Here is a 21,386-nt window from a genome sequence, read left to right on the forward strand (position 1 = left end):
TATGCAAGATAAACTTATAGCCTATGTGACCTTTTCTTGTTAAGTTTGAGGGAGAATCTGAACCTCCTTATTTAGAACGGTCATATGCCCCTTGTGCCACTTCCATATAGTCCTGCAAGCCCATCTTCTCTATTGTTTTCTTATAGTCATTCCATTTATCGAAGCTTTCTTTTCCTGTAATAAAGCTTGCTGTCATTTCATTTACATAGGTTTGTATGTCTGTTAAAACAGCGGACACTCGATCATTTTCTTCCACAGTGTAATTTAACCCTGGAATAATTTCATCATCTTTCAAAGCATATGGCATAACTTGCTTAGCATTGTTAAGAGAATTTTCCTTAGCCTCTGCACCTTGGAAATACTTTTGCGTAACAATCCCAGGGTAATAACCACCTGGCCATGTTAGATAATCACTTATTGCTTGGTCTAAGTTTTTGCCATCTGGATTATTCGTAATACTGTCGATATATTGAATAGTTCCATCCTCATTTTCTTCGTAAGTGACACCTTCAAAGCCCATAAAGAACATTTTAGCCCCTTCATCACCATATAAATGATCAATCCAACGAACCATTGCTTCAGGATTTTTCGCTTTATCTGTTACGACAAACATTCCTAGATTCCCAAGACCATTAGTCATTGCAGTATATTGTCGATCCCCATTAGGTCCTTCTAAAACTTGGGCACCCGTATAACCATCTAGTTTAAATAACTCTTTAGGGTCTACTTCACTAAGCATACCAAACGTTCCTTTTGCTGCTTCTGCCGCAAATTTCTGTGGCTCAGTCGTAAACACATCCTTATTAATTAAACCTTCTTTATAAAGCTTATTTAAATATTCAAGTAATTGTTTATATTCGTCAGTCGTTGGCACGAATCGGAATTCCTCAGTTCCTTCTTTAAAATCTAAATTCAGATTCATCGTTCCTTGCTTATTCAAGCCAAACGATCCTCTTAAGTAAGAAATAATTTGTTCAATACCATAACCAGTTCCCCAGCCTTGTTCATCTTGTAAACCATTACCATTTGGATCATTCTCTTTAAAAGCTTTTAATACTTTGTATAAATCTTTTGTTGTTTCTGGTGATTGTAAGCCTAGGTTATCAAGCCATGTTTGGTTAATCCATGGCGCTCCAACACGAAGTGATGAAAATTTTGGATCGTAAATTGTTGGAAAGCCATAGATATTTCCATCTGCCATTGTCACACCTTGCTTGACAGATGGGTACTCTTCTAATAGCTTTTTAAAATTTGGTGCATATTGATCGATGTATTCATTCAACGGTAAGAATACACCTTGTTGACCGTACTTGATTAAATCTGTTTTGGAAAATGCTGATGCAAAAAATATTTCCGGATAGTTTCCTGAAGCTAAAAGTAAGTTCTTTTTGTCTGCTAATACTTCTGTCTGAACCGTTGTCCAATTCATATGGATGTTAGACATTTTCTCGTATTCTTCCCATAACATTAGATGATTCCAATCCTGTGATGCAAAAAACTTTGCTGCAAAACCATCGACTTCAATTTTCTCCTTTGCAATCGGCATACCCGTCACATTCAAATTATCGATATTATCACTTTTTACTCCACCAGCTTCTTTATTATCCGAACATGCTCCTAATAAACTTGCAGCTAACATCAGGCTTGTTACAAAACCATAAACATGCTTTTTTTTCATTTTCACTTAAAATCGCCCCTGTTCTTTAACCTTTTAATGAACCAATCATGACACCTTTTACAAAATATCTTTGTAAGAATGGATAAAGCATTAACATTGGTAGGTTAGCAACGATTAAAACTGCGTATTTTAACCCTTCAACGCTAAGTTTTTGAGCTAAAAAGCTTTCTGACGTCGCTTTAATCATATCGTCAGCTTGTCCTTGAATTAATATTTGCCTCAGAATAAGTTGTAATGGAAACTTATCTTGGTCTTGCAAGTAAATCAATGCCTGGAAATAAGAGTTCCAATGTCCTACAGCGTAAAATAAAACCATGACTGCCATAACAGGTAATGATAATGGAAGTACGATACTCCATAAAATACGGAAGTTCCCTGCACCATCAATCATGGCCGATTCCTCTAATTCATATGGAATGGATTGAAAAAATGTCCGCATAATAATGATGTTCCATACAGCTACTGCATTCGGAATAATCATGACCCAAAATGTATTTATCATGCCCAAATCACGGATTAATAGATAGGTAGGAATTAATCCCCCACTGAAAAACATGGTGAATACCATAAATGCCATAATAAAGCCCTTTCCTTTCAAATGTCTACGAGAGAGAGGGTAGGCTGCACAAATGGTCATCACGATATTAAGTAACGTTCCAAAGAATGTGTATTTCAACGTGTTAATAAATCCATTAATAATATCTGGATTTTGGAATACTTTTTCGTAAGCCTCCACTGTAAATTCCTTTGGCCATAGCCATAGATCCCCTGAAATGACATACTCAGGATTACTAAGAGAAGCACTCAAAACAAAAATAAGTGGATACAAAACAACAACTGCTACAATGGCTAAAAAAATATAATTAAAGATAGTAAACGCACGATCGCCCTTTGATTCTTTCATGTCAATCTCTCCTTTACCATAAACTTGTATCACTCACTTTTTTAGCTATTCTATTAACCATAATAAGGAGGATAAAATTAATGATAGAGTTGAATAAACCAACTGCTGCCGAAAAGCTATATTGTGCCTCTAAAATTCCGCTACGATAAACAAAAGTGGATATAACATCTGATGCCGACATATTTAAATCATTTTGCATTAAAAATACTTTTTCAAATCCAATGGCCATGACAGATCCTACATTTAAGATAAATAAAATGATAATCGTCGGCAAAATCGCAGGAATATTGATATGAATAATCCTTTGAAATTTTGATGCTCCGTCTATCATTGCTGCCTCATGCTGTGCTGGATCTACGGCAGCCAAAGCTGCAATATAGATGATGGAACTCCATCCCATCGTTTGCCAAACATCAGACAGTACATATATGGATTTAAACCATGTAGGTTCTGAAATAAAATCTACGGGTGTACCCCCAAACAACATAATCATTTGGTTAATCATCCCATCCGATTTTAAGAATAGTAATAGCATCCCAACAACTACTACTGTGGATAAAAAATGTGGGGCATAAATGACTGTCTGTACAAATTTTTTAAAACGAAGACTCTTCACTTCATTTAGTAGCAAGGCGATAATGATGGGTATTGGAAAAGAAATAAGTAGCGTAAATACGCCAATCCCAATTGTGTTTCTGATTAAACGCCAAAAATAGTAGCTATCAAAAAAGCGTTCAAAATGCTTTAATCCTACCCACGGACTCCCCATAATTCCCTTAGTAGCAATAAAATCTTTAAAGGCAATTTGCAAACCATATAGTGGGTAATAATGGAAAACTAGAAAGTAAAGGATAACAGGGGCTAGTAATAAATAGAGCTCCCAATTTTTTTTGATAGATTTTTTCCACTCAACCAGGTGATTTTTCTTTACCTTTGATTGCTTTTTGAAAAAACGTTTTGTTTTAAATGGCTTTTCCTCAACAGTTGTTTTATCTAAAAGCGTCATGACTACACCCCCTATTTATCAATGTTGCAGAATGGTAGATTCCTTCTGAATCTCAATAACCTTACCTCCGCTACGAATGGATTCTGTAGCCGCGCAACCCACTGCTACACTCATTCGTCCGGCAAATGGCGTTGTTAAAGGTTTCTTATCGTAGAGGATGAGTTCTACAAAATCTTGGGCAATTTTTGGATCAGCACCACCATGGCTACCTTCCTCAGGCTTCATTTCGTAAACAACATTACTTAGTTCCTCCCAAGAATTTGATTTTCGTGTTTTTAAATAAATTTTATTATTGATATCATCATTTTCAATACGCCCCTTCGTACCAATAAATGTATAATTCCGCGAATAATCTGGTGTGAAGTGACATTGTAAATAAGAAGCCTTTATGCCACCTTCTAATTCCATCATGACCATATTATTATCCTCCACATCAATTTCTTCACGGAACGCACATTCTGTAAATGTATGGGCAACATATTCTGGACAAGTTTTTTTCTGATCGCAGGTAGGACATGTTAATGTATTTGGCTGATTTCCACCATAATAATCTAAGCTACCAAACGCAGATACTTTCTGCGTATATTTCCCTGAAATCCAATGAATGACATCTAAATCATGTGAGCCTTTTTGAAGTAGTAAAGAGGTTGTATTTTTTGAATTACCATGCCAATCGTGGTAGTAGAAATAACCACCGAATCCAACAAAATGTCGCACCCATATTGCCTTTAGTTCTCCAATGGCACCTGAATCAATTAGGCCTTTCATCGTTTGATACATACTCATATAGCGCATATTAAAGCCCACCATGAGATGCTTTCCTGATTTTTCCCATGCATCTAATATTCGATCGCAACCTTCTACCGTTATGGCTAATGGTTTTTCCGCATACACATGCTTACCCGCTTTTAAACAAGTAATAATATGTTCCTCATGTAAATAATCTGGCGATAAAACCGCAATTGCATCGATGTCATCTCTTGTTAATAACTCTTTATAGTCCTTTGTTAAAAATAAAGGTGTATCAAATTTCTCCTGAAATTTTTCTAAACGTTCTTGAGAAATATCGGCTAACGCTACTATTTCTGATTCCCCGGTAGGCTTATGCCAGTATTGTGCCAAGCCCCCTCTTAAACCAGCTCCAATAACACCTATTCTTATTTTTTTCATTTTTTTCCCCCTCGTTTCATCCTTATGGCCCTGTATTCATAAACGTAAATAACCTCAATTATCCATAACAACACAACTACACGTCAACACGTTGTAGGTACAAGTTAATATATAATGAATATTCAAAAAATTTAACTGGGATAAATATATAATTCCTATACTTAGTATGTCAATACCTAAATGATGGTTGCTTGTATGCATCAAAGCTATTCACATGAGTTGACTCATCCTAAAATTTAGAAAATATAACCCTTCCTTAAAAGCTCAATCTACTACTCTTTTCATTTAAATTTTTTTCGGATATGCCAAGTTCTTCAACAGTACGCTAGCTATTTTAGACTCAATCACCCATGTTGATCAAAAAAAATATCTGAGCACAGGGGTTACCTGACTCAGATATTTTATAGGAGCAGAAATACTTGATTTTATTGCTTAGCTGGAATAAACCCAGCAGCTTCTGCTTCTTCTTCAGTGCAGAACATCTCCTCAGCTACTGTATTATCATAGTCCCGTTGCCCTGGCATATGATAAATTTTGTTACCTTTGGAATTAATATTTCCTTTGATTTCGCACCTGTCCTTCTTGTTATTGGTATTCGATTTATCCTCAGCTATGTTAGACTGGTTTCCTTCTTTTATGGCAGCATCGTATACATCTTTATCGTATCCACGATTTGTTACATAGTCTTCAACTGACCATATCCCAATAGCTGATTGTTGTGCAATTTTTTGAATCGATTTAAACCAATCTACATGCTTAGTATTTGGATTATATATATATGCTACACGTGCTAATCCATTTTTTAACAACTGCTCCTGAACACTTATACCTTCTTTGGTATAAATATAGGCAAGTAGTCTTTTATATTTATCACGATAAGAAACGTCAAACTCTAAATAGACTGTATCTTGACCAGCTAATAGTTGTTTAGTAAATTCTTTAGCTTCTGGTCCGTATGGTTGCTCTCCTAGTGTCTCATGATTAGTTTCCGGGGTATCAACAAGTAAAAAACGAACTTTTTCAGAGCTTCCATTATATTTTATTCGTATTGTGTCGCCGTCAATGACACTTTCTAGTTCATATTCTTCAAACTGACTTACATCGTGTTTCTCTGCATTTTCTATCGTTGAAGATATTAGATCTTCTATATCGTCAGTCTTAATGATATTCGTACTAGTTTCTTCTGTGCATGCACTCAAAACCAATGTAGAAATGAATAAAGCAAAAATAATTTTCTTCAAATTTACACGCTACTTTCTAATTAATATCCCCTATTAAAATTAAAAAATCTCCTCCGTTAACTAATTTTCCTATAAATAGCTTCCTTCCTACCTTTTATAATACTCCTGTATTGAAATTAAAAGCCTTCAGTCATTGTAACAACTGAAGACTTTTATACATATATTTATTTAAATATTAAATATAAAACAACAGCCAAAATAATTGTTCCACTAGTTATTAGCGTTTTAATATCTGATTGTTTCACTTTTATCTCCCTCAGCTATTTATTTACACTAATAATAACATGTCCTAGCCCTTTTTATATAGATTCAAAATTATTCTAAATCAAAAAGATTATGTACAGTCACTACATAATCCCCTTGTAACAAATATATATTTTTCTATAATTCTTTGAATGTATTAAAGAATTTCCATTATATGCAACTACATTTTATTTATGCAAATAAATATGTACATGTAATGTAGATATTCCATCCTATGCTTTAATATAGTTTAATTAAAGGTTGTTCATTTCAGTAGAAACCTGCTACCTGTCTCTATTGTCCTATAATTTGACAGCCATCATGTTGAAACGGCTACCCAATGATTTGGAGAAACCTCTACCAGCTGGCTATTTTCTACCTCGTAGTGAACTTTCACGTCGTCTGTATTTTCAGCATCACTATATTTCTGCTTTTCAATCGCTGGATCGGGAATTGGAATGGATTGTAATAGTGCACGTGTATAGGGATGCTGTGGGTTTGCATATAGCTCTTCACTTTCAGCCAATTCTACAATTTTCCCCGCATACATAACTGCTACCCGATCACTAATATGCTTCACCATCGATAAATCATGTGCAATAAATAAATACGTCAACCCAAGCTTTTGTTGTAATTCCTTTAGTAAATCCACAATTTGTTTTTGAATGGATACGTCTAGGGCCGATAATGGTTCATCACAAACTATAAAATTGGGCTCGACCGCTAATGCTCTCGCAATCCCGATCCGTTGTCGTTGACCTCCAGAAAATTCATGTGGATAGCGCATAGCATGTTCTTTCTTCAAACCAACAAGCTCAAGCAGTTCCTCCACTCGTCCTAGTCTTTCATCATGTGACTTCACTAGGCCATGAATATCAAGAGCTTCCCCAATAATATCTAAGATTTTTTTTCGAGGATTTAACGATGAATAGGGGTCTTGAAAAATAATTTGCATATGGCGACGCATCGCCTTCAATTGCTTTTTCGTTAGTCTCGTGACAGGAATCCCCTGGTATAAAACTTCTCCATTAGTAGGTTGATGAAGCTGTAGAATAGTTCGGCCTGTGGTAGATTTACCTGATCCTGATTCGCCTACTAAGCCTAAAGTTTCCCCTGGAAGTATATGAAATGATAAATCATTGACAGCTCTTAATGTTTGGCCTTTGCCTAATGAAAATTCCTTTGACAGATGTGTGACTTCTATCAAAGGTTTATTTGGGTCAATACCTGGTTGGATATTGGAAATTTCTTTTGGCTGCTTTTTTTCATGTAGTTTTGGTAGCGCATTCAATAATTTTTGGGTATATGGATGTTGCGCATTCGCAAAAATCTCTTCCGTCGTCCCTTGTTCAACAATTTCTCCTTCTTTCATGACAATGAGACGATCACACATACCAGCAACGACGCCTAAATCATGTGTAATTAAAATAATAGATGTGCCCATTTTCTTTTGCATATCTCGCATCAATTTCAAAATTTGGGCTTGAATGGTTACATCCAATGCAGTCGTTGGCTCATCCGCAATCAGCAGTGATGGATTACATGCAAGTGCCATAGCTATCATTACACGTTGTCGCATACCACCTGAAAATTCATGTGGATATTGTCGATAACGCTCTTCTGCATCACGAATGCCAACAAGTTTTAATAATTCAATGGTTTTTGTGTAGGCTTCGGTCTTTGACATAGATTGATGCTTGATTAAACTTTCAGCCACTTGATCTCCTATTCTTATAGTAGGGTTTGTAGATGTCATAGGATCCTGAAAAATCATGCTAATATCTTTTCCACGAATTGTTTCCATTTGTTTTTCCGCTAATTCCGTTAACTCCTGACCTTTAAATATAATATTACCCGATTTTAAAAATGAAGGTGGAGATGGTAATAAGCGCATAATGGAACGTGCTGTTACACTTTTTCCGCTCCCAGATTCACCTACAATTCCGAGTGTTTCACCTTTATTTAGATGGAAGTTTACATCTTTTACAGCTTCAAACTCTGTCTCCCCAGTGATAAAGGAAACGCGAAGATTATTGATTTCTAAAAGCTTTTCGCTCATTCGACCCATCCTTTTTGAAATTTGTGATTGACTTACTTTCAACTATAATCCATACTTTACAATACTGATAGGAATTATACAATATAGTGTTGAATATTTTATTAACGCTTGGAGGAAATGCATGGTTACTTCAAAAAATCATTTAAAACCTAAGGAATTTATGTTCTTTTCTATGGTTTATCAAAAACTAATGCACCAAAAGCCTTACAATATACTACTTTTCCTTTTAAGTATTTTGGTTCATCCATTTACATACTTTATCTATCGGAATAAGAAACATTCAAATACTTATGATCAGGCTTTTGAATTGCGTAGTCAATATTACTTAGAGAATGGTTTATTTGCACATTGGCAGCAATCATTTGAACAGCAAGAAATAGCAAAAGCTTCATTTTTTCAAGAGGCTGCGTCATCATCGCAAATACAGCAAACTGCTAATGAATTAGCCAAACAAAGGCTTCAACAGCTAGTGGACCAAGATTTACAAAATGAAGGTATACAACCATTAACTTATGATCAATTTTTTAATCAGCAACTGAAAAACAAATATTTTGTAGCTCTTACCTTTCTACCAGCTGTTTTATTTTATGTCGTGCTAATCTTATGTGCGAACCCGTTTTTGCAATTTATCATTGAAAGAATTTTACAAAGCTTCATTGTCATTGTTGGAGTGGCAACGTTAGTGTTTACAATTTTGTATCTATCACCTTTCGATCCAGCCAGAAACTTGCTCGGTGTTGAAGCGACAGCAGAGCAAATCGCCAACTTTAATCGCATTCATGGTTTGGATCAACCTTATTTATCTCAATTATGGCATTCACTATCTGGCCTATTTACTTTTGACTTAGGCACATCCTTTGCAGGTAAAGAAGATATTACGCACAGCATTACAAATAAATTTCCTGTCACACTTGAAATAGCCGTATTATCACTGTTAATGGCGATTGCTATTGCCATTCCAGTAGGTATTATTTCAGCGGTTCGTCCAAATTCGTATTTGGATTATACCTTTATGTTTATTGCTTTAATTGGTTTATCCATTCCAAGCTTTTGGCAAGGTTTAATCTTTATTTTAACGTTCGCGTTAAAGCTACAATGGTTTCCAGCGACCTATAACCCCCAAAATTGGTTATCCCTTATTATGCCAGTTATTGTCTTGGGGACATCCATTACGGCATCCATAGCCAGGATGACAAGGTCTAGTATGCTTGAGGTGATTCACGAGGATTACATTATTACAGCTAAAGCAAAAGGCTTGAATGAATTTAAAGTAATTTCAAAACATGCCATTCGTAATGCCATGATTCCTATTATTACGGTGATTGGACTTCTTTTTGGAGGTATGTTGGGAGGCGCATCTGTTACAGAAAAGGTGTTCAATATTAGTGGGATTGGTAGCTATATTGTTGATAAACAATTTATTCCTGATATTCCCGCAATCCTTGGAGGCGTTGTTTATATCGCTATAACGATTTCCATTGTCAATTTATTGATTGATATCATGTATGCCTTTTTTGATCCACGCATTCGCTCGAAAATGAAGAAGTCTTAAAGGAGGATCACCTGTGAAAAACATCTTACATGTCAAACTACTCTTGAAGATTACACAGGAATATGTCAATTCTCATTTTACCTTTGTCTTTTCCTTACTGTTTTCTTTATTGTTTCTAGCCTATAGCTATAATTTTTCTACCCATAGCTGGCGACCCATTGTACTACTATTCTTTGTTATTTATGCCATTACTACGATCTATGTGGCTTTTGTAAATTTACGAATAAAAAGGGATTTAGCAAAGTTTGGTGAGATCCAAAGAAGCACTCGTATTTTCGGCTATCCGCTATTATTAACAGTTCTTTCTGGCAATATTTTTTCTACATCATTTGCGTTTATGCTTGTGTCCACAAGAAAGACTGCCGAATATACGTTTGCTGCTTATGCCTTTATTACACAATTATTCATCATTGGTATTGCAGCATTGAACTTATTTAAACCATATGTAACTGATACCTTTTTACTGGCGATGGGTGTTTTCTTCATACTTGCGCTTATTTATATCGTGATGACCATTTTATGCGTTAAGTTTGTCACACCTACAGCGGCCCCAAGATGGATGCTTATTCCAGGTGTTTTATTACTATTGGCTACTTTCACTGGTAATCTATTTGCTACATTACTAGGTTATAGTCTTATTCAAAAGGCTAGAAGGGCAAACCCTTCTTCTATTGAAAAGTGGCAAAAAATATGGGAAAAGATTTTACGTAATACGATGGCTGTATTCGGGTTATTTTTCATTATCTTTATGTTTTCATTGTCTGTCACAAGCACTTGGACCTTTGACTATGACTTTGCTACAGAAAATAACTACGGTGCTCTGCTGCAAACACCTTCATTAGAATATCCTCTAGGCACAGATAATTATGGGCGAGATTTATTCTCCCGTATTGTATTTGGGGCACGTATTTCATTAATCGTCGGATTTTTCTCAACGATTATTCCTGCGTTAGTCGGAGGTGCGTTAGGGGCATTTTCCGGCTATTACGGAAAAACAACTGACAATGTCATCATGCGAAGCCTAGATATTTTATATGCTATTCCGGGCATTTTGTTGGCCATTGCTATTATTGCTGCATTTGGTGCTAACACGATCAATCTCATTATTGCACTTAGTGTGGGGGCAATCCCAACCTATGCACGTACCATGCGAGCAAATGTCATGCAATTAGCAAATTATGAATTTGTTGAATCTGCCAGAGCTTTGGGAGCATCTGATGCGGCTATTATTTTCAAGCACATTGTTCCTAATTCATTAGCACCTATGATTGTCAAAGCAACACTAACAATTGGTGGAGCAGTTATTTCAACAAGTAGTTTAAGTTTTTTAGGGCTTGGTATTGAACCTCACATCCCGGAATGGGGCAATATTTTAAAAGTTGGTAGTACGTACCTGGAAACTCATTCTTATGTTGCGATTTTCCCAGGTCTTTGTATTATGCTTCTTGTCCTCTCCTTTAACTTCTTAGGAGATGGCTTACGAGATGCTTTAGATCCAAAAACAAATTAACTGGAGGTACCTATGAAGAAATTACTTGTATTTTTATTCGTCGCAGTATTAGCTTTAGCTGGCTGTGTACAGACGAAAACTGACGTAGAAGGAAATAAAGATTCAAAAGATAGTGACAAGAGCAAGGGCAAAGTAGCCATTGAAGTATTAGGCATGGCAGCTTCTGAAGAAGATATGAATATTGTTCGAGACCAATTAGTAAAAAACGGTTTTGATGTAAAGCTTAATATTCAACCAGATTACGGTTCATTCTCTGCCCAAAAAGAAGCAGGCAACTATGATCTTGCTCTTTCAAGCTGGACGACAGTAACCGGTAACCCGGACTATGCTGTTCGTGGATTATTTAAAACTGGTGGAGATTACAGTGTTGTTGCAGATTCAAAATTAGATGCCCTAATCGATGAGGCTAGTACATTAACTGGAGAAGAAGCAGCGGCTAAATATAAAGATTTAGAGCAATTATTAGTATTTGATCAAGCTTATATTGCACCTTTATATATTTCCAATAAGTATCAGGGAATCTACTCAGAGCTAGTAAACCCTAAAACAGTTCATTTACCAAAATCTCGTGCGCAAGTATGGGAACAAATCGAATTTAATGATTCAGCTAAAAATGCTACTGAACCATTAATTTTACACCAAACAATTAACTCTCTAACTTCTCTAGATCCGATTAAAGGGAATGATGGTTCCATCAATACATTAAATACAAATATGTATGTTCGTCTTGTTAATTTAACAGACACTGATGACGTTGTTTCAGATGGTTCATTATCTTATAACCATGTTATGGCAGAAGGCAATCAAGACTATTACTTTATTTTACGCGACGATATTCATTTCGCAGCAGTGAAAGATGGCGCAGCTGTTGATACAGGTGATTTAGTGTCTGCTGAAGATGTGGTATTCTCATTAAACCGTGCTAAAGACGCTAATTCAGTACCAGATCACCGTACTTATAGTATCCATGAAAATATTGAAACTGTAGAGATTGTTTCAGATTTAGCTGAATTACAAAATAAAAAAGTATCTGGCTCTGATCAAACAGTTCTCGAAGCATTATCACAAAATCTCCCTGCCTCTGTAGCGCAATTAGCAAAGGACAAAGGGGCTGTTAACAATGCTTCTGGTTCATATCAAGTCGTTAAAATTACAACACCAACACCATTTCCACAAGTGTTAAATTATTTAGCACACCAATCTGGTGGTATTGTATCTGAAAAACAAGTAACAAGTATAAATACGTATGATGTAGCTAACTATAACCCTGACAAAGATATTGCCTATGGTGATCAAGCTACGGTAACTGAAGGTTCTGCAACTTTTAACAACCAGCTTTATGCAAGTGGTCCTTATATTTTAGTAAAGAAAAATGATTATGAAGCACAATTTGTGAAAAACCCTGCATACCGTGCTGGTAGTGAGTATGAACCAAAAATTTCAAAAATCAATGTTCGTTTCATCTCTGATGTTGATAGTGCTTTATCAGCATTACGGAATGGAGAAATTCATGTTCTTCAAACAGTTCCAGAAACAAAGCTAGATATTGTGAATTCAGACGATAAATTAACTTTAAATACAGCCGATAGCAATGCTGTTTCTTATTTACAAATGAATACATCTGGTCGTGCAGTTTCCGATTCAGCTGATTTACGTAAAGCGATTTTGTACTCCATCAACCAAGACGAGTTCATTAGCTATTACCAAGGCAATAAAAAACCTGCCGTATCAACTGTATCTCCTTTAATTGACACTGGGTTAAAACTCGAAGCAAATAGCGAAAAAGTAAAAGAATTTTTAAAAGCCTATAACGATAAAAAGTAATATAAAGTGATGTTATATGAGTCTTCTTTATAGTTAGGATAAAAATGAGAAAAGCCATTGAGAATAAAACTCAATGGCTTTTGTCTACCCTTCTCCATATTGTAAAAGGCTCTTTTTTTATAGTAGAAACTCATTTTATATTTCATTATGTGATTTTGGTTTTGGTCCTAGCTCTTCTGGCTCGATATCTGCAAATGTTTCGCCCTCTTCCTCTAAATCACGCATACGATGAGCAATGCGAGATGCTGCAGAAGCCGCGATACTGCCAACTAAATCATCTAAAAACGTATTAACGTGATGCCCAGGCTCTGTATCTAATTTTTTAATAATCCCAATTTTTTGCTTGTCTAAATGACCAAAAGTAGTTACTGCAATGCTGCCATATGTAAATACAGATCCTAGTGCGATCGTTTCATCCACACCAAATAAGCCTTCATCAGATTCAATAATTTGCTGTAATGGTGATGATAATAATTTTTTCTCAGCTAGCTCATCTAATTCAATCCCTACTAAAAGTGCATGTTGCACTTCTCGTTTACGCAGTACACGCTCAACCGAATGAACACAATGATCCAGTGTTAAACCTTCATTATAGGTTTTTTGCATTTCGTAAACAATTTTTGCGATATCCTCAATCGCTACACCTCTACGAATTAACGCAGCATGTGCTGCCTTGGCTACTTCATCAGAGTGCACACGGATACTTTTATTATGCATAGCTACCCCTCATTTCGATTTTATTGCTAGTATAGTGCTAGCCCAACCTATTATACCTTTACTTTTGTAATATGGTACAATTTTGTTACAAACACAAGAAGGAGTGTCATCATTGGATAAGGGAACAGTACAGGATTTAACATTCTATAGTGAAGCATTACAGGAAGAATTACAGCTCTATATTTATGTTCCTGCAAATTATTCTCCACTATATAAATACAACATTCTAATCGCATCGGATGGTAAAGATTATTTCCAGCTTGGCGGTATTACAAAACTAGCTGATGAACTGATTGATGACTATGAAATCGAAAATTTAATTATTGCATTTGTTCCATACAAAGATATTAACGATCGACGTCATAAATATATTCCTAGCGGTGAGCAGCATGAAGCTTACCTTCGCTTTTTAGCACATGAGCTAGTACCTTATTTAGATAACGAATTTTCCACGTATCAAATGGGTATGAGTCGCGGAGTGATTGGAGATTCGATGGCTGCTACAGCTTCCTTAATGGCCGCATTAAAGTATCCAAGTATTTTCGGTAAGGTTATTCTACAATCACCATACGTGGATGAGGAAGTTTTGAAGGCTGTCGAAAACTTCAAAGATCCAGCAGCCATTTCTATTTACCATATAGTTGGCAAGGGTGAAGATCAAGTAGTCACTATGGATAAATCTGTGAAGGATTTTTTAACACCTAATCGTCAGCTCCATGATCTTATGATTCATAAAGGGTTTTCTATATTTTATGACGAGTTTGATGGCAATCATACATGGAAATATTGGAAACCCGACCTTCGACGTGCATTAATTGAAAATTTTAATTAATGTGAGTGATTAAATTACGAAAAGTGGATTTTCTGATATACTTAAATAGAAAAATTGTTTATTTACGGGAGGTAATGGACTATGAAGTACGGTATTGTGGCATTTCCATCAAAAAAATTGCAAGATTTAGCGAACACGTATCGCAAACGATATGATCCCCATTTCGCGAAGATTACACCGCATATGACGTTAAAAGACAGCTTTGATGCGTCTGAAGAAGAAATTCAAACCATCGTTAAGCAATTAGATGAACTTGCTGCTAAATATGCGCCTTTAAACATTCATGCATCACGCATCAGTTCGTTTTTCCCTACAACCAATGCTATTTATTTCCGCATTGAGCCAACTGAACAATTAGCTGCTTTCCAACATGAAATCCAAGAAAATATTTCTTATGGGGAAACAAAACATGTATTTGTACCTCATATTACAATCGCTCAAAAAATGTCAGATTCCGAGCATGACGACATTTTTGGTCAATTACGTATGACTGGTGTAGATGAAAAGGATACAATTGATCGCATTCATCTTTTATATCAATTAGAAGATGGTTCATGGACAACATACGAAACATTCCGTTTGTCTGGAGCTGAGTGATGATTGTATAACGTTAAGATTGTTGAAACAAAGGAAGAACATGATGATGCGTTTGCTGTACGAAAAAAAGTATTTGTTGAAGAGCAAGGCGTTCCACTCCACTTGGAATGTGATGCTGAAGATGCAGCTGCAACGCATTTTATTATGTATGATGATGATGAGCCTGTAGGAGCAGCTCGTTTACGTAGTATTGAAAAGAATACAGCAAAAATTGAACGGGTTTGTATTTTACAATCTCAACGCGGTAAAAAACTAGGGGCTTTAATAATGAGAGAAATGGAGAAATATGCCATTTTCATCTCTAAAGAAACATTGAAGCTTCACGCGCAAAGCCATGCGATTCCCTTTTATGAAAAGCTTGGCTATGCGGTAACTTCTCCAGAATTTTTGGATGCTGGTATCCCACATCGAGCAATGGAGAAAAAAATTTAATGAAAGGGTGTTACGATATTGTTCAATGTCGTAACACCCTTTTTTAAACTAAAATTCGCTTGCCACCATTTATCTACTCTATCGTAACAAGCTGCTTTGCCAAGTAGATATGCCATGCGCTACTTCATCATTCTAGTGATTTTATCGAAATCTAGTGATGCTCCATCTTGAATAATAGATTGTACTAATTTATCCTCTAACTCTTGTGTAATCGTTCTGTTAGATATTTTAGCAACACGTCGTACGATTTTTCTTACTTGTTTTTCACTTGTAAAATCCGCATGTTGAATGGCATTGGCTAATGCGAAGATTTCATCCATCGAAACACCTGTTTTTTGCTCAATTGAATTAAATAACGAGCGATGCATGTTTTCCCTCCTATCATTAAAACTCAAATTGACCTTGCGACTTGCCCGAAGCATTCACAAATGGTGGAGGCCTTAACTTTATTTAGGTGTGAACCCTCTAAATAAGAGTTAAAGCCTTTACAATATGTTCATCAAATTAGATGTAAGTAGCGCCAACAATAATTAAAAGAATAAATAGAACAACGATTAGAACAAATGTTGAACCATAGCCAGAGTTGTTGCCTCCACAATAACTATAGTTATTGCCTCCGCAATAGCTATTGTTCCACCCACCAACATTATTTCCATACGGTTGTGAGGACCAGCCTTGATATCCCATAAAAGCACCCCTCCCTTCTACAACCTATAATATGTTTTGGTTGTAGAAATGGGAGGGGTATTCGTCTAGTCGATATTTCCTTTAGGCTTAAAAATTAATGCACCGATAAAGGCGAAAACAATAGCAGCACTGATACCTGAGCTTGTTACTTTAAACATTCCTGTTAAGACGCCAACCAGTCCATGCTTTTCTGCCTCAGCCATTGCTCCGTGTGTTAGTGAATTACCAAAAGAGGTAATGGGTACGGTAGCTCCTGCGCCAGCAAAATTAATTAATGGCTCATATAACCCCATGCCATCCAATATAGCACCGAGGACAACGAGTGTACTTAATGTATGAGCCGGTGTTAAATTACCGACATCCATTAATAATTGGCCGATGACGCAAATAATGCCTCCAACAATAAATGCAAATACAAATGTCATTACCATAATTTATGCCTCATTTCATTGTAATTTCGATCGCATGCGCCGTACATGGAATCGTCTCACCCTGTTGAAACGATAGTGGAGACAATAATGCCCCAGTTGCTACTAGTAATACACGCTTATAGCTACCCGCTCGCATCTGTTGGAGAACGTAACTAAAAAAAACAGCTGCTGAACAGCCTGCACCACTTGCCCCTGATTGAAAGGATTCATCTTGTCCATAAAACTCAGCGCCTGCATCACGCAGCAGGGTTAGCTCCTCATTTTTCACACCATTTTCAACTAGCATACCCTTCAAAAGCTTTAAGCCCAGCTGACCTAAATCGCCCGTTAAAATTAAATCGTAATGATAAATTTTTTGATTGCGTTGTTGTAAATGAGATTGAATCGTTTGAAAGGCAGCTGGTGCCATTGCAGCACCCATATGGAAAGGATCATCCATACCGTAATCAACAGACTTTCCAATTGTGGCGGCTTCGATAGAGGGATAATCTTCACGGTGTTTACCGATTAGCGCATAGCCAGCTGCTGTTACAGTCCATTGAGCAGTTTGTGGCTTTTGTGCACCGTAATTGATAGGATAACGAAATTGACGTTCTATCGCATTATGCTGACTTGATGCACCCGCTAATGAAAAATTAGCAGCACCTAACTCTGTTAACAGACAGGCAATAATGACAGAAGAAATGGAGGTGGCACATGCAGAAAACAATCCAATAAACGGGATTTCCAAATCTCTTGCAGCAAAATTGGTCGGTGTCATTTGATTGACCAAATCCCCACCCATTAAATAATCAATATCTCCACTTTGTACCTTCATTTTCTTCATAGCCGCATCACAGGCTTCTTCAATCATTTTACGATGCCCCTGTTCATTGGTTTTCATTTGCCAACGCTCATCATCATAAACAGCATCAAAATACTGACTAAAAATACTCCGGTTCTCTAAAGGTCCTGCTACAACACCCCCTGCTAATAGGGATGGTTTCGATTGAAAAATGATTACCATGAAACCACTCCTATCACCACGAAGATATATTTAATAAGTGCTACGAAAAATGCTGCGACTACCCCAAATAAAACCACTGATCCTGCTAGTTTAAATAAATTACCGCCAACTCCTAATACTAAGCCTTCTGATCTATGCTCAATAGCTGCGGAAATTACAGCATTACCAAATCCGGTTACTGGTACTGATGAGCCTGCCCCAGCAAATTGGCCAATTCTTTTATATAGACCAAGCCCTGTGAGCAACATGGCAAAGAATACCATTGTTGCTACGGTTGGATTACCAGCTGTGGCTTCTGTAAAATTGAAGAAAATAATATAAAAAAGGGACACAGCTTGGCCAATTGTACAAATAAGACCACCGACAAAAAACGCCTTTGCTACATTCTTTATATATGGAGGCTTTGGTGTTACATTTTGCTCCAATTGCTGATATTGCTCTTTTTCCATTTATGTCTTCTCCTTTGCAAGCTCTTTAAGTTCTTTAATTTTATCGCTCAATTTATTATCTTCAATCTTATCCTTTTTTATTTTATTGGCTTCATAAAAAATTTTATAATCAGCTGAGACAAACACATCTTTATTTGGATATTTCTCATCAAATTTTTTTTGCAACTTTTTCTCTAACTTAGTCTTTTTCCACTTTTCCCATGGTTTAATTTGTACTGCAACAAGCATACTATCGTCATAATGGATAACGGTTGAACGTTCCACATAGTCCTCTTCTTTTATAAGGGCTTCGACTTCACTTCCATTCTGAGATGGACCGTAGACGATAAATTTTTCTTTTTCAGCACAACCATTTAACAGCAATAAAACGACTAAGAGAGGTAACGTCATTCCAAGTAGCCTCAAGTTTTACCCTCCTTTTCTTTAAAGTTTCTCCACACATAAAAAAACTATTCATATATACAATAGCCCGAGTCCAAATTTGAAAAGTACATATTGTAGAAGTAGTAACGAGGAAAGGAGGTGACAATATGGGTTGTGGTAAGCCAACAAATCCTATTGGACCAATCCATTCAGCAGGCTGCGTTTGTGACGTAGTTCGCGCTATTTTAGATATTCAAAATCAAGCGGTGCGAGATGAGTGTTCTCCATGTACAGCTAACTGTTTCTTAGAACCACTAGGCGGGATTGTTAGTCCTGCACGCTCTCAAGCAGATACACGTGTATTTATGTTAATTACAAAAGACGGTACTCCTTTCAAAGCATTCTTTAATTCCCCAACTGCAGATCCTTGTATTTGTACATCCGTATTCTTCCGCGTTGAAGATATGTTTGATGAGTGTTGTGCGACTTTACGTGTTTTAGAGCCTCTATGTACATTCGATTCTAGCGAAAGTACAGTAGATTTATTAAGTCGTGACGGCTGTTGCGTAAATATGAAAAAAATCTGTAAAGTGGATGATTGGAACTCAACAGATAGCTGTATTACTGTAGACTTATCTTGCTTCTGTGCTGTACAATGTATCGCTGATGTTGACTTAGGGATTTGTGACTAATTTCTTTCACCTTTGACACACACACATAAAAAAAGTGTACAGCATCCTCTGCTGTACACTTTTTTTATAATGTTGGTAATTGTCTGCCACGCCATAGTACTTGTTTTATATCTTCAAAATAAATGATTTCCTGTGTTTTTAATTCGAGTGAGGTAAGCATTAAAGAATCATTTTGTACATCTGAAGCAGAGCCCGTTAATTTTCTACCATCTTTTAAACAAACTAAAAGTGGCTGATAGGCGCGCTGACGAAATGGTTTCTCTAAAAATTGAAGTTGTTTTAGTAAATACGGATCTACCTGCACATCCTTTACAACGTCTTCCTCTTCAACTGTTTCCTCTACATAAGTATGGTCCTTTACGTATACAGATGTACTTTCATCCAAATCAAGTTCATGCAACACCTTAGAAATATTTAAAAAATATGATGGTGATTTTATAAACAAGCGTGGTTCTTGATCCACAATACTCACTTCCCCTTTTTCCATACAATATGCGAAGGAAAGTAATTTGGTTCTTAGCCTATTTGACTTAAGAAAACCGTTGCTAAACCTAAATAAATTAAAATACTGGTAATATCATTTAAAGTTGTAATAAACGGGCCAGAAGCAACAGCTGGGTCTATTTTCAATCGATGCATTAACAATGGAATAAAAGAGCCTGCTAATGTCGCAACTAAAATCGAGCCACAAAGTGCGGCACCTACTAACATCCCAAGTACTAGTTCTTGCTTCCAAAAATAAACGATACCAATGACAATTAAGCCGCAAACAATTCCTGACATTAAGCCTGTGCCCGCTTCTCGTAGTAGTAATTTGAATTTACTATGTTCTTCTACATCTCCTGTAGCAATACCACGAATGGCTACGGCCAAAGCTTGTGTTCCACTATTTCCGGATGTTCCTGAAATCAACGGAATAAAGACAGCCAATAAGGCAACCTTATCTAAAGTATCTTCAAATTGGCCCATTAAATTTGCTGTTAGCATTCCTAAAAACAGTAGTACCACTAACCATGGCAAACGTTTTCTAGCAGCTTGGAATGGTGTGACATCAAATTTATCCATATCGGAAATACCGGCTAACTTAGAGTAATCCTCAGACGCTTCTTCATCCATAACATCAATAATATCATCGACTGTGATAATCCCAAGTAATTCACCTTTGTCATCAATAACAGGTGTCGCTAAGAAATTATAATCCTTCATAATATGTGCGACTTCCTCTTGATCATCTCCTACATGTACCATAACGACACGTTCATTCATAATAGAACGAATAAGTGTATCCTCTTCAGCAATAATTAAATCTCTTAATGAAATAACACCTGTCAAGCGGTGCTCTTCATCTACTACGAATATATAATAAATGGTCTCTGCATCTGGTGCCTCTTTACGTAAAATTGCCATGGCTGAACGCACTGTAGAGTTTTCTGGAATAGCGACATATTCAGTTGTCATAATGGAACCAGCCGTGTATTCATCATAGCTTAATAGCTCATTAATTTCCTCAGCCGTTTCCTCATCCATCATTTCCAGATAACTTTCACGTTGCTCCATATCCAGTTCATTTAAAACATCTGCTGCATCATCTGCATACATATGAGAAAGCATTTCCGCCCCATAAGATGGATCCATTTCAGCTAGATACGCTTTATACTCATCATCTTCAATATCGATTGCCTCAAAAATATCAGCCATTTCTGTCGGAGACAAGAACGAATAGATGATTTTCCTTATGTCAGGTTCCACCTTTTCGTAAAACGTTGCCTGATCATATGGATGAAGTTCTAAAAACTCATCACGGAATGCGTCAATATTATGTGCTTCGAGCATTTCTCGTAAATGTGCTTCGTCAAATTGCACATCATCCTTTTCATTTCTATCCTCTATCATGCTTGTCCCCTCCTTCCGAACTATCCATCTTTGTTACGGACAATACCGTAAATCTACCTTCTATATAATAGAGCGTATTATTCCCTTCTGCAAACCCTTT

22 protein-coding genes are annotated in these 21,386 nt (G+C 36.5%); 7 read left to right on the plus strand and 15 right to left on the minus strand.

Annotated features, from left to right (window positions below; genetic code table 11):
- Positions 1–67 precede the first annotated feature (67 nt).
- The 6 genes from AC3CH7_RS06480 to AC3CH7_RS06505 form a co-directional block, all read right to left on the minus strand.
- On the minus strand, positions 68–1,678 hold the full coding sequence (locus tag AC3CH7_RS06480) for an extracellular solute-binding protein (RefSeq protein ID WP_031418777.1): 1,611 nt from the start codon (positions 1,676–1,678) through the stop codon (positions 68–70).
- Positions 1,679–1,703: 25 nt separating this feature from the next.
- A complete protein-coding gene (locus AC3CH7_RS06485) occupies positions 1,704–2,582 on the minus strand; it encodes a carbohydrate ABC transporter permease (RefSeq protein WP_031418776.1) in 879 nt (292 codons plus the stop codon).
- 13 nt (positions 2,583–2,595) lie between these two features.
- On the minus strand, positions 2,596–3,588 hold the full coding sequence (locus tag AC3CH7_RS06490) for an ABC transporter permease (RefSeq protein ID WP_012292983.1): 993 nt from the start codon (positions 3,586–3,588) through the stop codon (positions 2,596–2,598).
- Positions 3,589–3,606: 18 nt separating this feature from the next.
- Positions 3,607–4,758, minus strand: a complete 1,152-nt coding sequence (locus AC3CH7_RS06495; RefSeq protein WP_012292982.1) for a Gfo/Idh/MocA family protein — start codon at positions 4,756–4,758, stop codon at positions 3,607–3,609.
- 425 nt (positions 4,759–5,183) lie between these two features.
- Positions 5,184–5,999: a thermonuclease family protein gene (locus AC3CH7_RS06500; protein ID WP_031418774.1), complete on the minus strand. Its 816-nt coding sequence runs from the start codon at positions 5,997–5,999 to the stop codon at positions 5,184–5,186.
- 562 nt (positions 6,000–6,561) lie between these two features.
- Complete coding sequence (locus tag AC3CH7_RS06505; RefSeq protein WP_031418773.1) at positions 6,562–8,301, minus strand: ABC transporter ATP-binding protein; 1,740 nt, start codon at positions 8,299–8,301, stop codon at positions 6,562–6,564.
- A 121-nt stretch (positions 8,302–8,422) separates the two neighbouring features.
- Between AC3CH7_RS06505 and AC3CH7_RS06510 the strand changes: the two genes are divergently transcribed.
- From AC3CH7_RS06510 to AC3CH7_RS06520, 3 genes are read left to right on the plus strand one after another with little or no spacing between them, the layout of a single operon-like run.
- The gene (locus tag AC3CH7_RS06510) at positions 8,423–9,853 is read left to right on the plus strand and encodes an ABC transporter permease (protein ID WP_012292979.1); all 1,431 of its coding nucleotides are present in this window, start codon (positions 8,423–8,425) and stop codon (positions 9,851–9,853) included.
- A gap of 13 nt (positions 9,854–9,866) precedes the next feature.
- On the plus strand, positions 9,867–11,363 hold the full coding sequence (locus AC3CH7_RS06515; protein WP_036167264.1) for an ABC transporter permease: 1,497 nt from the start codon (positions 9,867–9,869) through the stop codon (positions 11,361–11,363).
- A 12-nt stretch (positions 11,364–11,375) separates the two neighbouring features.
- Positions 11,376–13,187, plus strand: a complete 1,812-nt coding sequence (locus tag AC3CH7_RS06520) for an ABC transporter substrate-binding protein (protein ID WP_012292977.1) — start codon at positions 11,376–11,378, stop codon at positions 13,185–13,187.
- Positions 13,188–13,322: 135 nt separating this feature from the next.
- On the opposite strand, the gene AC3CH7_RS06525 is transcribed toward AC3CH7_RS06520, so the two are convergent.
- Positions 13,323–13,904, minus strand: a complete 582-nt coding sequence (locus AC3CH7_RS06525; RefSeq protein ID WP_008174245.1) for a phosphatidylglycerophosphatase A family protein — start codon at positions 13,902–13,904, stop codon at positions 13,323–13,325.
- 112 nt (positions 13,905–14,016) lie between these two features.
- Between AC3CH7_RS06525 and AC3CH7_RS06530 the strand changes: the two genes are divergently transcribed.
- The 3 genes from AC3CH7_RS06530 (at position 14,017) to AC3CH7_RS06540 (ending at position 15,765) form a co-directional block, all read left to right on the plus strand.
- A complete protein-coding gene (locus tag AC3CH7_RS06530) occupies positions 14,017–14,736 on the plus strand; it encodes an alpha/beta hydrolase (RefSeq protein ID WP_036160853.1) in 720 nt (239 codons plus the stop codon).
- 81 nt (positions 14,737–14,817) lie between these two features.
- Entirely contained in the window at positions 14,818–15,333 is a 516-nt protein-coding gene (locus tag AC3CH7_RS06535) for a YjcG family protein (RefSeq protein WP_008174247.1), read from the plus strand.
- A gap of 3 nt (positions 15,334–15,336) precedes the next feature.
- A complete protein-coding gene (locus tag AC3CH7_RS06540; protein WP_488381624.1) occupies positions 15,337–15,765 on the plus strand; it encodes a GNAT family N-acetyltransferase in 429 nt (142 codons plus the stop codon).
- Between the two features lie 119 nt (positions 15,766–15,884).
- On the opposite strand, the gene AC3CH7_RS06545 is transcribed toward AC3CH7_RS06540, so the two are convergent.
- From AC3CH7_RS06545 to AC3CH7_RS06570, 6 genes are all read right to left on the minus strand, one after another.
- On the minus strand, positions 15,885–16,133 hold the full coding sequence (locus AC3CH7_RS06545; RefSeq protein ID WP_008174251.1) for a stage VI sporulation protein F: 249 nt from the start codon (positions 16,131–16,133) through the stop codon (positions 15,885–15,887).
- Positions 16,134–16,269: 136 nt separating this feature from the next.
- Complete coding sequence (locus AC3CH7_RS06550; protein ID WP_012292972.1) at positions 16,270–16,452, minus strand: YjcZ family sporulation protein; 183 nt, start codon at positions 16,450–16,452, stop codon at positions 16,270–16,272.
- A gap of 65 nt (positions 16,453–16,517) precedes the next feature.
- Positions 16,518–16,877: a stage V sporulation protein AE gene (gene spoVAE, locus AC3CH7_RS06555; protein WP_008174255.1), complete on the minus strand. Its 360-nt coding sequence runs from the start codon at positions 16,875–16,877 to the stop codon at positions 16,518–16,520.
- 16 nt (positions 16,878–16,893) lie between these two features.
- Positions 16,894–17,889 carry a stage V sporulation protein AD gene (locus tag AC3CH7_RS06560; protein WP_012292971.1) on the minus strand — a complete coding sequence of 332 codons (996 nt, stop codon included), beginning with the start codon at positions 17,887–17,889 and terminating at the stop codon, positions 16,894–16,896.
- On the minus strand, positions 17,883–18,338 hold the full coding sequence (spoVAC, locus tag AC3CH7_RS06565; RefSeq protein ID WP_012292970.1) for a stage V sporulation protein AC: 456 nt from the start codon (positions 18,336–18,338) through the stop codon (positions 17,883–17,885). Before spoVAC ends, AC3CH7_RS06560 begins: the two co-directional genes overlap by 7 nt.
- Positions 18,339–18,743, minus strand: a complete 405-nt coding sequence (locus AC3CH7_RS06570; protein ID WP_227256903.1) for a YhcN/YlaJ family sporulation lipoprotein — start codon at positions 18,741–18,743, stop codon at positions 18,339–18,341.
- A gap of 125 nt (positions 18,744–18,868) precedes the next feature.
- Here AC3CH7_RS06570 and AC3CH7_RS06575 point away from each other — a divergent pair, with 125 nt between their 5' ends.
- Positions 18,869–19,393 (plus strand): CotY/CotZ family spore coat protein, encoded by a 525-nt coding sequence (locus AC3CH7_RS06575; RefSeq protein WP_008174263.1) that lies wholly within the window; start codon positions 18,869–18,871, stop codon positions 19,391–19,393.
- A 64-nt stretch (positions 19,394–19,457) separates the two neighbouring features.
- Here the strand turns inward: AC3CH7_RS06575 and AC3CH7_RS06580 are convergent, their stop codons facing one another.
- Complete coding sequence (locus AC3CH7_RS06580; protein WP_230584342.1) at positions 19,458–19,856, minus strand: hypothetical protein; 399 nt, start codon at positions 19,854–19,856, stop codon at positions 19,458–19,460.
- A 53-nt stretch (positions 19,857–19,909) separates the two neighbouring features.
- On the minus strand, positions 19,910–21,286 hold the full coding sequence (gene mgtE, locus AC3CH7_RS06585; RefSeq protein ID WP_012292967.1) for a magnesium transporter: 1,377 nt from the start codon (positions 21,284–21,286) through the stop codon (positions 19,910–19,912).
- Positions 21,287–21,386 lie beyond the last annotated feature (100 nt).

The sequence above is a fragment of the Lysinibacillus sp. F12 genome (assembly GCF_057773605.1).

Coding starts and splice junctions, on each gene's coding strand:
- AC3CH7_RS06545 (WP_008174251.1), bottom strand. CDS start 16,133: ATGCATCGCTCGTTATTTAATTCAATTGAGCAAAAAACAGGTGTTTCG.
- AC3CH7_RS06525 (WP_008174245.1), bottom strand. CDS start 13,904: ATGCATAATAAAAGTATCCGTGTGCACTCTGATGAAGTAGCCAAGGCA.
- AC3CH7_RS06575 (WP_008174263.1), top strand. CDS start 18,869: ATGGGTTGTGGTAAGCCAACAAATCCTATTGGACCAATCCATTCAGCA.
- AC3CH7_RS06550 (WP_012292972.1), bottom strand. CDS start 16,452: ATGGGATATCAAGGCTGGTCCTCACAACCGTATGGAAATAATGTTGGT.
- AC3CH7_RS06490 (WP_012292983.1), bottom strand. CDS start 3,588: ATGACGCTTTTAGATAAAACAACTGTTGAGGAAAAGCCATTTAAAACA.
- AC3CH7_RS06485 (WP_031418776.1), bottom strand. CDS start 2,582: ATGAAAGAATCAAAGGGCGATCGTGCGTTTACTATCTTTAATTATATT.
- AC3CH7_RS06480 (WP_031418777.1), bottom strand. CDS start 1,678: ATGAAAAAAAAGCATGTTTATGGTTTTGTAACAAGCCTGATGTTAGCT.
- AC3CH7_RS06535 (WP_008174247.1), top strand. CDS start 14,818: ATGAAGTACGGTATTGTGGCATTTCCATCAAAAAAATTGCAAGATTTA.
- spoVAC (WP_012292970.1), bottom strand. CDS start 18,338: ATGGAAAAAGAGCAATATCAGCAATTGGAGCAAAATGTAACACCAAAG.
- AC3CH7_RS06495 (WP_012292982.1), bottom strand. CDS start 4,758: ATGAAAAAAATAAGAATAGGTGTTATTGGAGCTGGTTTAAGAGGGGGC.
- mgtE (WP_012292967.1), bottom strand. CDS start 21,286: ATGATAGAGGATAGAAATGAAAAGGATGATGTGCAATTTGACGAAGCA.
- spoVAE (WP_008174255.1), bottom strand. CDS start 16,877: ATGACATTTGTATTTGCATTTATTGTTGGAGGCATTATTTGCGTCATC.
- AC3CH7_RS06505 (WP_031418773.1), bottom strand. CDS start 8,301: ATGAGCGAAAAGCTTTTAGAAATCAATAATCTTCGCGTTTCCTTTATC.
- AC3CH7_RS06560 (WP_012292971.1), bottom strand. CDS start 17,889: ATGGTAATCATTTTTCAATCGAAACCATCCCTATTAGCAGGGGGTGTT.
- AC3CH7_RS06520 (WP_012292977.1), top strand. CDS start 11,376: ATGAAGAAATTACTTGTATTTTTATTCGTCGCAGTATTAGCTTTAGCT.
- AC3CH7_RS06510 (WP_012292979.1), top strand. CDS start 8,423: ATGGTTACTTCAAAAAATCATTTAAAACCTAAGGAATTTATGTTCTTT.